Below are 13,224 nucleotides of genomic sequence, written 5' to 3'. Positions count from 1 at the left end.
CCTTTGAATTATATCAAGCGCCTTTGGATACTAAATTCAAAAAAACCCAAAAATATTTTATAGTTTTATTGAGATAAAGTTTTTATTATGAGATTTTTGACTTCAAAAAGCACAACTAAAACTTGCACAAAAAATACCACACGTAGTCCGAAAGTAGCAATCTAGCACAGCCACTTCCTTTAATTTTTCAGGATGCACATCTGGTACTTTACGGATAGAGCAATTAATGTTTGGTTTTTAGCAAATGTCAATGTTTTATTTTACAGAGCCTATCTTTATCTTACGCTCGTATTCAAAAACATATCCAAAAAGCTATTTACATTTTTTTGCAAAAACTCGTCTAAGAATTTCTCGATTTTAGGCTTTTGTTTCCAAGTAGGATCGCTCACACCGCTTAGCTCTTCTATCTCTTTTCTTGCCGAATAATAGTCACTTAGTTCATCGATTAAGCCCATATTTTTTGCTTCGCTGGCTAAAAATACCCGTGCGTTTGCCCATTTATCGCTAGCGTTTATATCAAGATTTCTAGCCGCCGCAACATCGCTTACAAACATATTATAAGACTGCTTGACCAAGCGCTCAAGCTCGGTACGCTCGGCTTCATTCCACTTTCTGGCAAACGTTCCGGCCTCTTTAAATTCACCCGCTTTTACCACTTGCTGCGCCACTCCGATCTTGCTTGCCAGTTCGCTTATGTCGGGCGCTTGCAAGATGACGCCGATGGAGCCGATAAACGAGCCCGGATTGGCTAGAATTTTATTTGCGTTTACTCCGGCATAGTAGCTTCCGCTTGTCATTGATCCGCTTGCGTAGGCAATGACCGGTTTTTTAGCTCTTAAATTTTTAACCGCTATTGCAAGCTCTGTGCTTGGAGCAAGTGCGCCGCCTGGACTATCTATGAATAGCAAGACGCCTTTTATCTGATCGTTTTTGCTTGCGGCGTGTATCTCTTCAAGCGTTTTTGAGCTGTCTCTGATCGCGCCTGAGATGTTTATTTGGGCTAAATTTGGCGCATTTACGCCATTATTGTCGCCGCTTGAAAATATCAAAAATAAGATCAGCAGAAATATCATCGCCTTAAAATAAGTGTTTATAAATTTTAAAATCGCGATGATAGGCGAAAATATCAATTTTAAAAATCCCATAAATTTCCTTTTTTGTATTTTAATTTTCATAAATTTGACAAAGATTGTATCAAATTTATGAAAATTCGCTCATAAATTTAATCAAAATCCTGCCATGTATTTAATTTTAAAGCTCGCAAATTTTGCCGTTTATATAAAGACTTTGGCAATTTTTAGTGTGAAGCAAAAGCATGAGTGCAAGTTCGCTCTCTTTGATCTCGCCAAACCCTTTATAAAAAGCTATATCAGCGATTTTGCCGGTAGCGATCTCTCCTAAATTTAGCCCTAAAGCTTTTGCTGCGTTTGAAGTTGAGGCCAGGATTAAAATTTGGGCTAAATTTTGAGGATTAAACTCGCTATGGATTAATAAATTAGCTCTTAACTCATCAAAAAAATTCAGGCTTATATTTGAGCTAAGTCCGTCCGTGCCGATATTAAAAGGAATTTTTTCGTCAATTAAATTTTGTAAATTCAGTGTCTTTTTACTAAGCAAGCGGTTTGAAAAGGCACAATGCGTAACGCTATGAAATTCGCGCTCAAATTTGCTAAAGTCGTTAAGATAAACGCAGTGTGTAAAGAGCGTTTTGATGCCGGAAAATAGCGATATAAAGCTATTTACGTCATAAAAAGGCGTGGCTGATTTGTTAAATTTGCCAAGCCACTCTTTAAATCCACCGGACTCCTTCGTAAGCCAATCTTTTTCGTGGTTTGATTCCATTAGATGAGTCGATACGATTAAATTTTCATCGCGGGCGATTTGAAGTGCGAAATTTGCCAGTTCTGGATGAGTGGAGTAGGGCGAATGAACCGAAATCGCGGGGATAAAAAGCTCGTTTTGCGCCTCTTTACTCTTTTTAAATCGCGAGATGAAATTTTGCTTGTTAGTTTCTAAAATTTGCTCGTTTGTGCCTAAAATTTCATTAAAGTAAATTATACGCGCGCAGCTTTTCACACAAGGCTCAAAGTCGCTTCCGAAGCTTGAAACAGCGCCTATAGTGCCCACTCCGCTTCTTTGAATTTCTTTTATGGTTTTTGCTATAAGCGCTTGGTTCGCTTCTTTTGAAAGCTCGATGCGAGAGGCTATTACGCTACTTAACCACTCTAAAAAATCCCCATAAACCAGGCTTGTTTTATTTGCGCTAAATTCAAGATGAACGTGCGGATTTATAAATGCAGGAGCGATGATAGCGTCTTTTGCGTCTATGAAATCAGCCTGCGGAAATTGTTTAATTAGCTCGCTTGCTTCGCCCGTTTTTAAAATTCTATCCTCAAATGCTACCGCTTTATCCTTTAAGATAGTGAAATTCTTATCGCAGAGCATAATAAATTTGGCTTTTATAATTGTCATTTTTTAACTCCGAATTTGTGTGATTGTAGCAAAAAAACTCAAACCATAGAAGTATGATATAAGAAATAAAAATGTATAATTAAAGCTAAATTTAAAATTTACGAAAAGGATAAAACGTGGAAAGAAATTTCAAAATTATGGTGATCCAAGGTCCAAATATCAACCTTCTTGGCACACGAGAGCCTAATATCTACGGCATTATGAAGATGGAGGACATACACTCTCAGATGAAGCTTTTTGCAGAGCAAAATAACATAGACATAGAATTTTTTCAAAGCAACCTAGAGGGTGAAATCGTAGATAAAATTCAAGAGTGTTTTGGCGAGGTTGACGGTATCATCATAAATCCTGCCGCTTACACGCATACTTCAATCGCCATTAGAGATGCGTTAAGTGCGGTAAATTTGCCGGTTATTGAAGTGCATATAAGCAACATTCACCGCAGAGAGGAATTTAGACAAAAAAGCATGATAGCACCTGTTGCCGCAGGTCAAATCATCGGCTTTGGACCTGTGGGATATCATCTGGCTATGATCGGCATGCTTCAAGTTTTTGAGCAAGTAAAAGCGATGAGAGCGGCTCAAAAAGCGGAGTAAGAATGCGAAATTTTATCCTAAGAGATGAAAACGCTATCTATGCGCAGTGCGGATATAGCTGTGATAATGCGATATTTTTAAGCATTAACGGGCGTAAATTTTTCCTGACCGACGCAAGATACACTATCGAAGCAAGAGAGCTTGCTAATGGGTGCGATGTCGTTGAGATAGAGCGCTCTTTGATAAAAGATACCAGGCTATTTTTGCGTAAAAAGGGGGTTAAAAAGATAGATTTTAACCCGCTTGATTTTAGCTACGGCGCATTTAGCGAGCTTAGTAAAAATCTTAGGATAAATTTCACGCCAAAGCCTAATTTCTCACAAATTTCACGCATGATAAAGAGTGAGGATGAAATAAAAATTTTAAAAGAAGCAGCAACTCTTGGAGCAAAGTGCTTTGATGAATTTGCTCAGTTTGTAAGGCAAAACGGCGAGGGAATGAGCGAAGAAGAGCTGTTTTTTAATGCCGAGCTTATATTTAAGCAGCGCGGCGAGCTTGAGCTTAGCTTTAGCCCGATCGTTGCGATAAACGAAAATGCCGCTAAAGCGCATGCCTTGCCAAGCAAAAAGAAGCTAAGACATGGCGATTTGCTCTTACTTGATGCCGGTGTAAAATTTAAGCGTTACTGTTCTGATAGAACTAGAACTGCGTGCTTTGATGAAAATTTTAACTTCTCAAAAGAGCAAAATTTTAAAAGCTCAAAGTATCAAGAGATTTACGAGATAGTAAAAGAGGCTCAAATTTTAGCTATCAAAGCCGTTCAAATCGGTAAAAAAGCTTGCGAAATAGATGCGGCGGCGCGTGAATTTATCGCCAAGCAAGGCTTTGGAAAGCAGTTTTTTCACTCTACGGGACACGGTGTAGGGCTTGATATACACGAGCTTCCGTTTATCTCTGCCCGCTCAAATGAGATTATAAAAGAGGGCATGGTTTTTAGCGTGGAGCCGGGGATTTATATCGAGGGTGAATTTGGCGTAAGGATCGAGGATGTCGTAGTGGTTCGCCAAGACGGAGCTGAAATTTTATGAAGCTAGCCGGAATGAGACGTTTTGAAAAAAGCGTTTTTTTTCCGAGAGTTTTGAATTACAAACACGGCTTTAAAAATGTCGCCGTCTTAGGACTTGGCGGTAATATCGGAGAGGTTAAAAAGCGTTTTGATAGGCTTTATAGAGCTTTACAAAACGATAAACGGATACATATCGTAGAGAGTTCTGAAATTTTAGTAAATGAAGCCTTTGGGTTTAAAGAGCAGACGGATTTTTATAATTCGGTGGTTTTGATTCAAACCGGTCTAAGTGCTAGAAATTTGCTTAAAGTAACGGCGAATTTAGAGAGGCGTTTTGGGCGGATTCGTAGCTTTAAGGATGCGCCAAGAACGCTTGATATAGATATTTTATATTTTAGCGGAGCGAGTAGAAATGACGCGAGACTTACTCTTCCGCATGTGGGAGCAAAGAGCAGGTTAAGCGTGATTTTGCCGCTTGGGTTAATGAAAAGGGTTAGGTAAGGAGTAAATTTGGCAACGAAGCTTTATACATTTACGGGCGAAAGTAGCATAGAAGCTCTTAAAAAGGCGCAGGAGCAGTGCGGAGAGAGGGCTATGCTGGTTACCACTAAGCAAATTCGACCAAAAACGATAAACAAAAAGCCTCTTTATGAAATTTTAGTAAGCGTGGAAGAGGAAGATGAGCCAAAGCAAGTCGCAAAGAGCGTTAATTTAAAGGGATATGATAAATTTCAAAACCAAAATAACAAATTTGAACAAAGACCTAAATTTGAGATAGAAGAGCTTCCTTTAAGAGATGATTTTACCGTTTCGGACGATGAGCTCTTTGGTAAATCCCGTGCTAAAAACGAGTTTAAAAGCGATGATAATATCCTTGTAAATATCTCAAAAGCCGCAAAAGAGATAAGTGAGATAACTAAATCAAGCGGCATGCAAAGCATACAAAACGACAATCCCGAAGGCTATAACAAAAAAATCGATGATGTAGCAAAGCAAATGAATGCGCTAAGCGATAAGGTAAATTTGATAGCCGACATGATCTGGGACGAAAAGGCACCCGGCAGAAATAACCTCGTCATACCCCCTGAATTTGCAAGTATCTATAAAGCGGCTAAAAAAAGCGGTATGAAGGAAGAACACTTAGAAGCGATCATGCAAACTACAACCCAAAATATGCCAACTTCGATGAAAACAAATCCAAACGCCGTTAAGCGGTATTTTTATTCTCTGCTTCGCAAGATGCTTCCATGCAGGATCGAGCAAGACAACAAAAAACAAAAGATAATGATGCTGGTTGGACCAACGGGAGTTGGCAAGACTACCACTCTTGCTAAGCTTGCCGCGCGGTTTGCTTACAGCGGCGAGAAGCGCTACAAAACGGGCATTATCACTCTTGATACTTATAGGATCGGGGCGGTTGAGCAGCTCTTTCAGTATGCTAAGATGATGAAGCTGCCGATACTTGACGTGATTGAGGTTGAGGACTTTAAAAGCGCGATAAAGCAGCTAAATCACTGCGACGTGATACTAATAGATACGACGGGAAATTCGCAGTATGATAAGGAAAAACTGGCTAGGCTTGAGAAGTTTTTAAAGAGCGCAGATGCGCAGATAGATGTGAATTTAGTCCTTTCTGCGGGCTCAAAAGTCGAAGATCTGCTTGAAATTTACGACGGATTTTCATTTCTTGATATAGATACTTTAATTATCACCAAATTTGACGAGACGAAAATTTTCGGTAACGTCTTTTCGCTTATTTATGAAACAAATACGCCCGTTAGCTTCTTTTCCGTAGGACAAGAGGTGCCTGATGATATCATGGTGGCTAAGAGCGAATTTTTAGTTGAGTGCGTGCTGGAAGGCTTTGAAAAGGAAGCAAACGATGAGTAGTCAAGCCGATAAACTAAAATCTCTCGTAGCTTCAAATAAAAGAGCCAAAAACACTCATTTTGTGGCTATCACAAGCGGCAAAGGCGGTGTGGGCAAGAGCACGATAAGCGCAAATTTGGCAAACATCCTTGCAAACAACGGCTATAAGGTGGCTTTGTTTGACGCGGATATCGGGCTAGCGAATTTAGATGTGATACTCAATGTGCGTGCTAGTAAAAATTTGCTTCACGTGCTAAAGGGCGAGTGTTCGCTAAAAGATGTTTTAATCGAGATAAAGCCGAATTTGACGTTGATTCCTGGCGAAAGCGGCGATGAAATTTTAAAATTTAACAACCAGTTTTTATATGAGAGATTTTTAGATGAGGCCAGCGTGCTTGACGGGCTTGATTTTCTCATCATCGATACGGGCGCGGGCATAGGCGGAAATACCCATATGTTTTTAGAAGCCGCCGATGAGGTGATAGTAGTAACAGTGCCTGATCCTGCGGCGATTACCGATGCTTACGCGGTTATAAAAGTAACTTCAAAGATAAAAGACAACATGCTTATGGTTTTTAACATGGTTAAAAACGAAAAAGAGGCGGTTAGAATTTTTGAAAATATCCAAAAAGTAGCGCGCGCAAATATAGGAAGCGGACTGAAGCTTGAGCTTTTGGGCTATTTAAGTGATGATAAAAACGTATCGCGCAGCATAAAGCAGCGAACGCTTTTTACTCAGGAGAGTGAATTTAGCTTAAGTAGCGGCGAGATGAAGGATATCGCTTCAAGGCTACTTTACAGGTTGGAACGAAAAGTGCTTGATACGACGGATAACAGGAGCTTTAAGGGCTTTTTTAAACGTTTGATAGAGCAATTTTAAATTTAGGACGAATTTTGAGAGCGGAAAATTTTATAGCGTTTTTTACGGTGTGCGGGTTTTTCATAGGACTTATGTTTGTTACTTTAAAAGTAAGCGAACCTATCGAGATGATGGTATATACATTTCTTATAACATTTGTCTTTTACCTGCTTATTCACATCATCATCATGAACTACATCGACGCTAAGAGAATTTTAAAAGGGCACAGCAAAGAGGAGTATGAAGAGACGGCTGATTATCTCATATCCGAGCTTGGTATAAGAGAAAAGCGTATAGATAGCCTGCTTGCTAAGCTTGCGGTGGAAAATGCGCTTATTAAGCAAACCTTGAGTAGTAAAAAGCATGGACAGAGCAAAGCAAAAGCAGCTTAACGCTTATGCGCAAACGATAAAAAAAGAGCAAGACGATATAGTCTTGCAGTACATGCCGGCACTGCGCGCGATGGCTTTTCGCCTAAAAGAACGCTTGCCTTCGCACATAGACGTAAATGACCTCATAAGCACCGGACTTGAAGAGATGATCAAGCTATCTCGCAAGTATGATAAGGAGCAAAACGACTCGTTTTGGGGCTATGCGAAAAAAAGAGTTTACGGCTCGATGCTTGATTTCTTGCGAAGCCTTGATGTGGTAAGCAGAGCCAGCAGAGCGCTTATAAAGAGCATTGACAGCTTGGTTGATGAATATTTCAATACTCACGAAGAAGAGCCTAGCGATGAGTATTTAGCTAGCATTCTTGATGAAGATATAGATAAAATTCGCGATGCTAGAAACGTAAGCTCGGTAGTTATGACTCTTAGTTTAGATGATCAGATGCAAATTCTAAGCGAAGAAAACGTGCTTGATAGAGTTGAAAAAGAGGACATGATAGAAAATATCGAGCAAATTTTATCCACTTTTAGTAAGCGCGATCAGCTGATAATTCAGCTATACTATTATGAAGAGTTAAATTTAAAAGAGATTAGCGAAATTTTGAATATTACCGAAGGGAGAATTTCGCAAATTCATAAACGTTTAATGAGTAAGATTAGAGATAGGCTTGAGGGTAGATAATGGCTGATATTTTAAGTCAAGAAGAGATAGACGCACTGCTTGAAGTTGTCGATGAGGACGGCGATACAAGCGATATAGGAAGCTCATCGCAAGAAGATCAAAGACAGATAATTATCTATGACTTTAAGCGTCCAAATCGCGTTTCTAAAGAGCAACTTCGCGCGATAAAAGGCATTCACGATAAGCTTGCACGAAATCTGGCAAGTCAAATTTCAAGCGTTATGCGAAGTATCGTTGAAATTCGCTTGCATAGCGTTGATCAGATGACATACGGCGAATTTTTGATGAGCTTGCCAAGTCCTACCAGCTTTAACGTGTTTTCCATTAAACCGCTTGATGGAAACTGCGTTCTTGAAATAAATCCAAGTATAGCTTTCCCGATGATAGATCGCTTGCTTGGCGGTAACGGCGAAGGATTTGAAACTAGCAGAGAGCTAACCGATATAGAGGTAAATTTGCTTGACGCGATCCTTAGAATGATGATGCAGCGTCTTAAGGATAGCTGGAGCATGATAACCGACATGTATCCAAACGTGGAAGCTAAAGAGAGTAGTCCAAACGTCGTGCAAATAGTCTCTCAAAACGAAATCGTTATCATGGTCGTTATGGAGATCATTGTAGGAAATTCAAGCGGTATGATAAATATATGTTATCCTGTCATCTATCTTGAGCCGATATTAAGCCGTTTGGCAAACCGCGATATAATGCTTGGTGAAACAAGCGCAAAAAAGAGCAGAAATAAAGAGCTTAAGACCCTAATCGGACGAGCCGAAGTGCTTTATGAGGCGATTTTAGGCAAGGCAAATATAAGCGTAGATGAGTTTTTGAATTTAAAAGAGGGCGATATACTTCGTCTTGATCGCTCGGCTAATGATAAAGCTATCGTAACAATCGATAAAAAAGATGTCTTTTTAGCAGAAGTTGGACTTCATAGATTTAGAAAATCAATCAAGATAGAAGAGCTTATCAGAACCGATAGAGACGAGATCAAGCATATCTTAGAGCAGTATGAAGAAGAGCGCAAAGCAAAACTTATGAGTTACGAACAAGAGCATAACGAATATGATGATAATATGTTAGATGAAAGCAGCGAATATGATGAATGAATTTTTTAAGTTATTTGTAAATGAGGTAAAAGCGACCATCGAAGGACTTACCGGCAAAACCCCAGATATAGGTCCAAAAGCCGAATATGACGCTCCAAATCAAGAGGGCGTAAAGCCTCCTTTGGCTGTAGCAAACGTAAATATAAGCGGCGATATAACGGCTAAAATGATACTCGTAGCTACACCGGTGCTAATGAGTGCGGTAAGCGAGTGGATGATGGGAGAAGAGGAAATTTCGCGAAACGATGAGCTTGGCGAAGATGAGCTTGACGCTACAAAAGAGATATTTTCAAACATCATGGGCGCTTTTGCAACCTCGCTTGGCGCGCAAAAAAATATGCCGAAGCTGAATTTTGAAATTTCAAAGGTAAATTTCATAGACGAAAGCTCAAATTTTGATATAAGTTCATTTGAAAAACTATACGCATATACCGTAAATATCGAAGATATACAAGAACAAATCGGAGTTGTGGTTGATTTTTCTTTCGTTAAATTTTTTAACAAAGACCATAAAGACAGCAATGCAAATTCAAAGAGTCAAGATGACGGCGCAAAAAGCGAATTTAGTGCCGAAGAGATGCGAAATATCGGTCTTATCATGGACGTTCGCCTGCCTATACGGGTGCGAATCGGCTCAAAAAGAATGCTTTTAAAGGATGTTTTAAGTATGGATATAGGCTCGGTAATCGAGCTAAATCAGCTTGCAAACGATCCGCTTGAGATATTAATCAGCGATAAAGTCGTAGCTCTTGGCGAAGTCGTTATCGTGGATGGAAATTTCGGTATCCAGATAACGCAAATAGGAAGCAAAAAAGAGCGCTTGGAGCAGCTTAGGTAATTCGCTCGCTTAAGCGATTGAAGGCTTTTTTGAGCAAAGAAGCCTTAATCTACCGCTTAAGCCTTATAAATATGACTTAAAGAGAAATAATGGAAAAAATTTTAAATGATTTAACGAAATTTAGGGATTTTGCTGCGTATAAAAATCCTAGCGTTACGTTTTTTGGTTCGGCTAGATTTGAGCTTGATAATAAATTTTGCAAGATGGCTTACGAGCTTGCCCACTCGCTTGCAAATGACGGCTTTGCCATAGTTAGCGGCGGAGGCGGAGGCATAATGGAGGCTGCTAATAAAGGCGCTTTTGATAGCGGCAAGAGTCCTTCAATCGGACTAAATATCGTCCTTCCTTTTGAACAGATGACAAATCCTTATGCGACTAGCAAATTCGTATTTGAGAGCCTTAATGCACGCAAATTTGCGCTTATTGAAAGATCAAAGGCGTTTTTGATTTTCCCAGGAGGATTTGGTACGCTTGATGAGCTTTTTGAAATTTTGGTTCTTGCTCAAATTCGCAACAAAAGAGCTAAGATTTATCTTATCGGAAGCGAGTTTTGGAGCAAGCTTGACGATTTTATCAAAACTACTTTGATCGAGGAAAAAGCCATCAGTGCCGAAGATCTGAATCTTTATGAAATCAGCGATGATTTATCAAAAATTGCAGCTGAAATTTCTCAAATTTAAAATTATTTTATAAAATCGCACAAATTTTATTCAAAGATACTCTTAAACCCGTTTTTGATATTTTTAATGTTAAAGTCTGCGGGTGTATTCAAGTAGTTTTAAATTCGCGATAGGGTATACAAAAGGAAAATAATGAAAATTTTAATGGCGATGAGCGGAGGCGTTGATTCTACGATTAGCGCGAAAATGCTAAAAGAGCAAGGACACGAGATAATAGCTTGCTATATGAAGCTACACAAAAAACCCGGTTATCACGAAAAAAACATTGAAAAAGTAAAAAAGGCCTGTGAGTTTTTAGATATCAAAATGCACGTGCTTGATCTGCAAGATGAGTTTGATAAATACGTATATCAGCCGTTTGTGGATACTTATAAAGATGGTCGCACGCCAAATCCATGTGCTCTTTGCAATAAATTTATAAAGCTTGGCGAGCTGCTGAAATTCGCTAAAAATTTAGGCTGCGATAAGCTTGCTACAGGGCATTATGTGCAGGTTGAAGACGGATTTATCAAGGCTGCAAAAGATCTTAATAAAGATCAGAGTTATTTTTTAGCTCAGGTGCCCCAAGAGGTGCTTAAGGATATGATTTTTCCGCTTGGCGATAAGCTTAAAAGCGATATAAAAGAGCTTGCAAAGAGCGTTGAGAGCTTGCGCGAATTTGGCGAGCAGGCGGAAAGTAGCGAAATTTGCTTTGTGGATACCACATATATAGATGTCTTAAATCGCCACTATGATACGAATTTGCCGGGAGACGTGGTTGATAAAAGCGGAAAAGTAATCGGCAGACATAGCGGCTATATGCACTATACTATCGGCAAAAGGCGAGGGTTTGAGGTCTTTGGCGCGCATGAGCCGCATTTTGTTTTAAGCATAGATAGTAAAAGCAACCGGATAGTTGTCGGCTCAAAAGATGAGCTTGAGCGTAGCGATATCAAGATACAAGATATAAATATGTTTATTAATGAGCGGGAATTTGAGTGTGATGTGAAAGTTAGATACCGAAGCGTGCCTTTGCGCGCTCGTGTTTTGATAGACGGACAAACGGGACATATAGAGTTAAAAGATAGCGCTTACGGCGTAGCTAGCGGACAGCTGGCGGTATTTTACCGAGATGATTTGGTTATCGGAAGCGGGTTTATAGTTTAAATTTACATTTCGTAAATGTGAATTTAGCCAGAGTGAATTAAGCTTTTAGATGTTTTAATTCACTCCTTGATTTGCTGCTTTATCCTTTTCAAGTCAAGACTTAAAACGCCCGTAAATCTCATCTATTTTAATTTAAAATTTGTAATTGCGCTTAATTTTTCATTAGCGTCTAAAATTTCATATCTGAAATTTGTAGCAACTTTAAATTCCTCAAGCCTTTTAGCGTGCATTTTGGCGTAAGTTTCGGCTTGTTGGGCGCTGTTAAAGGCATAAATTCCGCCTGCTATGCCTTTTTCTTCATTTTCGGTCCAAATTTTCCAGATAAATCCGCTTTCTTTGGTTATGGACTCGGCTAACTCTCGGCACTGCTCATACATTTGCTCGCCATAACCGCCTTTATAATCAAATAAAACCTGCATTATTACCACTGTGTCTCCTTTAAAATTTTAAAAAATTTATCATAAGCCGACTTGATATAAGCTCAAATTTGTAAGTAAGCTTAAAATTTGCGCTAAAATCGTTACGCTTGAGCTTTTTATCGCTCTTTACTCAAAGCTAAATTTTAAGTCGCAAAAGCAAATTTAAGTTCATTGTTGCTAAAATAACTCATCCAAAAACTCACAAAGGTAAAATTTCATGAGAGGTTATAAAATTTTCTCCGGTACCGCAAACGTCGAATTTTCCAAAAAAATTTCTCACTATCTTTCGCTTCCGCTTAGCGAGGCTACTATTAAGAGATTTAGCGACGGCGAGATTAGCGTGCAAATCGGTGAGAGCGTGCGCGGTAAGGATATTTTTGTCGTTCAGCCGACATGTGCGCCTGCAAACGTAAATTTGATGGAGCTTTTGATACTAACGGATGCTCTTAAAAGAAGCTCCGCTAGCTCGATAACTGCGGTGATTCCTTACTTCGGTTACGCAAGACAGGACAGAAAAGCCGCTCCTAGAGTGCCGATTACCGCTAAGTTGGTTGCAAATATGATACAAACGGCTGGTATTAACCGCGTGGTTACTATCGATCTTCACGCAGGGCAAATTCAAGGCTTTTTTGATATCCCGGTGGATAATCTTTACGGCTCGATAATATTTAACGAATACATCAAAAACAAACATCTGAAAAACCCTATCATAGCAAGCCCTGATATCGGAGGTGTAGCGCGTGCTAGAAGTGTGGCTAAGAATTTAGACCTTGATATCGTTATCGTTGATAAGCGCCGCGAAAAAGCAAACGAAAGCGAAGTGATGAACGTCATAGGCGACGTAAACGGCAAAGACGTGATACTTGTAGATGATATGATCGATACAGGCGGCACGATAGTAAAAGCTGCTAGAGTATTTAAAGAAAGAGGTGCAACTAGCGTGATGGCATGCTGTACTCATGCGGTGCTTTCGGGCAAGGCATATGAGAATTTAAGCGATGATGCTTTAGATGAGCTTGTTATAACCGATACGATCCCGCTAAAAGAGCAACTTGATAAGATAAAAGTTCTAAGCGTTGCGCCGATATTTGGAGAAGTGATAAGACGTGTCTATCACAACGAAAGCGTAAATTCGCTATTTGGATAGAAATTTAAAAAGATT

Annotated in this window: 15 protein-coding genes; 12 read left to right on the top strand and 3 right to left on the bottom strand. The window is 39.5% G+C overall.

Going from position 1 to position 13,224, the window contains the following annotated elements; translation table 11 throughout:
- Positions 1-275: 275 nt before the first annotated feature.
- Both sppA and mqnF read right to left on the bottom strand, forming a co-directional pair.
- Complete coding sequence (gene sppA, locus CDOM15925_RS07505; protein WP_169942688.1) at positions 276-1,145, bottom strand: signal peptide peptidase SppA; 870 nt, start codon at positions 1,143-1,145, stop codon at positions 276-278.
- A 106-nt stretch (positions 1,146-1,251) separates the two neighbouring features.
- The gene (gene mqnF, locus CDOM15925_RS07500) at positions 1,252-2,472 is read right to left on the bottom strand and encodes an aminofutalosine deaminase family hydrolase (protein WP_169942686.1); all 1,221 of its coding nucleotides are present in this window, start codon (positions 2,470-2,472) and stop codon (positions 1,252-1,254) included.
- A gap of 137 nt (positions 2,473-2,609) precedes the next feature.
- Here mqnF and aroQ point away from each other — a divergent pair, with 137 nt between their 5' ends.
- From aroQ to mnmA, 11 genes are all read left to right on the top strand, one after another.
- Complete coding sequence (gene aroQ / locus CDOM15925_RS07495) at positions 2,610-3,068, top strand: type II 3-dehydroquinate dehydratase (protein ID WP_211436707.1); 459 nt, start codon at positions 2,610-2,612, stop codon at positions 3,066-3,068.
- A gap of 2 nt (positions 3,069-3,070) precedes the next feature.
- Positions 3,071-4,096 (top strand): M24 family metallopeptidase, encoded by a 1,026-nt coding sequence (locus tag CDOM15925_RS07490; protein WP_169942682.1) that lies wholly within the window; start codon positions 3,071-3,073, stop codon positions 4,094-4,096.
- Entirely contained in the window at positions 4,093-4,575 is a 483-nt protein-coding gene (folK, locus tag CDOM15925_RS07485; RefSeq protein WP_169942680.1) for a 2-amino-4-hydroxy-6-hydroxymethyldihydropteridine diphosphokinase, read from the top strand. The genes CDOM15925_RS07490 and folK overlap by 4 nt, the downstream gene beginning before the upstream one ends.
- A 9-nt stretch (positions 4,576-4,584) precedes the next feature.
- The gene (flhF, locus tag CDOM15925_RS07480; RefSeq protein ID WP_169942678.1) at positions 4,585-5,964 is read left to right on the top strand and encodes a flagellar biosynthesis GTPase FlhF; all 1,380 of its coding nucleotides are present in this window, start codon (positions 4,585-4,587) and stop codon (positions 5,962-5,964) included.
- Complete coding sequence (locus CDOM15925_RS07475) at positions 5,957-6,823, top strand: MinD/ParA family protein (protein ID WP_169942676.1); 867 nt, start codon at positions 5,957-5,959, stop codon at positions 6,821-6,823. Before flhF ends, CDOM15925_RS07475 begins: the two co-directional genes overlap by 8 nt.
- Before the next feature lie 14 nt (positions 6,824-6,837).
- Positions 6,838-7,194: a hypothetical protein gene (locus tag CDOM15925_RS07470; RefSeq protein ID WP_169942674.1), complete on the top strand. Its 357-nt coding sequence runs from the start codon at positions 6,838-6,840 to the stop codon at positions 7,192-7,194.
- Positions 7,166-7,873, top strand: coding sequence for an RNA polymerase sigma factor FliA (locus tag CDOM15925_RS07465; RefSeq protein ID WP_169942672.1), 708 nt, complete (start codon positions 7,166-7,168; stop codon positions 7,871-7,873). Before CDOM15925_RS07470 ends, CDOM15925_RS07465 begins: the two co-directional genes overlap by 29 nt.
- Positions 7,873-8,979 carry a flagellar motor switch protein FliM gene (gene fliM / locus CDOM15925_RS07460; protein WP_169942670.1) on the top strand — a complete coding sequence of 369 codons (1,107 nt, stop codon included), beginning with the start codon at positions 7,873-7,875 and terminating at the stop codon, positions 8,977-8,979. Before CDOM15925_RS07465 ends, fliM begins: the two co-directional genes overlap by 1 nt.
- Positions 8,969-9,817 carry a flagellar motor switch protein FliY gene (fliY, locus tag CDOM15925_RS07455; RefSeq protein ID WP_169942668.1) on the top strand — a complete coding sequence of 283 codons (849 nt, stop codon included), beginning with the start codon at positions 8,969-8,971 and terminating at the stop codon, positions 9,815-9,817. The genes fliM and fliY overlap by 11 nt, the downstream gene beginning before the upstream one ends.
- 86 nt (positions 9,818-9,903) lie before the next feature.
- Positions 9,904-10,497 carry an LOG family protein gene (locus CDOM15925_RS07450; RefSeq protein ID WP_349644342.1) on the top strand — a complete coding sequence of 198 codons (594 nt, stop codon included), beginning with the start codon at positions 9,904-9,906 and terminating at the stop codon, positions 10,495-10,497.
- 102 nt (positions 10,498-10,599) lie between these two features.
- On the top strand, positions 10,600-11,643 hold the full coding sequence (gene mnmA / locus CDOM15925_RS07445) for a tRNA 2-thiouridine(34) synthase MnmA (protein ID WP_349644341.1): 1,044 nt from the start codon (positions 10,600-10,602) through the stop codon (positions 11,641-11,643).
- A 122-nt stretch (positions 11,644-11,765) separates the two neighbouring features.
- On the opposite strand, the gene CDOM15925_RS07440 is transcribed toward mnmA, so the two are convergent.
- Positions 11,766-12,062 (bottom strand): monooxygenase, encoded by a 297-nt coding sequence (locus CDOM15925_RS07440; protein ID WP_169942788.1) that lies wholly within the window; start codon positions 12,060-12,062, stop codon positions 11,766-11,768.
- 217 nt (positions 12,063-12,279) lie between these two features.
- Here CDOM15925_RS07440 and CDOM15925_RS07435 point away from each other — a divergent pair, with 217 nt between their 5' ends.
- Positions 12,280-13,209, top strand: a complete 930-nt coding sequence (locus tag CDOM15925_RS07435) for a ribose-phosphate pyrophosphokinase (RefSeq protein ID WP_169942662.1) — start codon at positions 12,280-12,282, stop codon at positions 13,207-13,209.
- Positions 13,210-13,224 lie beyond the last annotated feature (15 nt).

The sequence above is a fragment of the Campylobacter sp. RM15925 genome, from assembly GCF_012978775.1.
Classification (GTDB): domain Bacteria; phylum Campylobacterota; class Campylobacteria; order Campylobacterales; family Campylobacteraceae; genus Campylobacter_A; species Campylobacter_A canis.
Note: the sequence above shows the minus strand (reverse complement) of the source record. Positions and strands in the feature narration are given on the sequence as shown.

Bases quoted from the DNA above. Each gene is read 5' to 3' on its own strand.
- sppA (WP_169942688.1), bottom strand. From the start codon at position 1,145: ATGGGATTTTTAAAATTGATATTTTCGCCTATCATCGCGATTTTAAAA.
- mqnF (WP_169942686.1), bottom strand. From the start codon at position 2,472: ATGACAATTATAAAAGCCAAATTTATTATGCTCTGCGATAAGAATTTC.
- aroQ (WP_211436707.1), top strand. From the start codon at position 2,610: ATGGTGATCCAAGGTCCAAATATCAACCTTCTTGGCACACGAGAGCCT.
- CDOM15925_RS07490 (WP_169942682.1), top strand. From the start codon at position 3,071: ATGCGAAATTTTATCCTAAGAGATGAAAACGCTATCTATGCGCAGTGC.
- folK (WP_169942680.1), top strand. From the start codon at position 4,093: ATGAAGCTAGCCGGAATGAGACGTTTTGAAAAAAGCGTTTTTTTTCCG.
- CDOM15925_RS07475 (WP_169942676.1), top strand. From the start codon at position 5,957: ATGAGTAGTCAAGCCGATAAACTAAAATCTCTCGTAGCTTCAAATAAA.
- CDOM15925_RS07465 (WP_169942672.1), top strand. From the start codon at position 7,166: ATGGACAGAGCAAAGCAAAAGCAGCTTAACGCTTATGCGCAAACGATA.
- fliM (WP_169942670.1), top strand. From the start codon at position 7,873: ATGGCTGATATTTTAAGTCAAGAAGAGATAGACGCACTGCTTGAAGTT.
- fliY (WP_169942668.1), top strand. From the start codon at position 8,969: ATGATGAATGAATTTTTTAAGTTATTTGTAAATGAGGTAAAAGCGACC.
- CDOM15925_RS07440 (WP_169942788.1), bottom strand. From the start codon at position 12,062: ATGCAGGTTTTATTTGATTATAAAGGCGGTTATGGCGAGCAAATGTAT.
- CDOM15925_RS07435 (WP_169942662.1), top strand. From the start codon at position 12,280: ATGAGAGGTTATAAAATTTTCTCCGGTACCGCAAACGTCGAATTTTCC.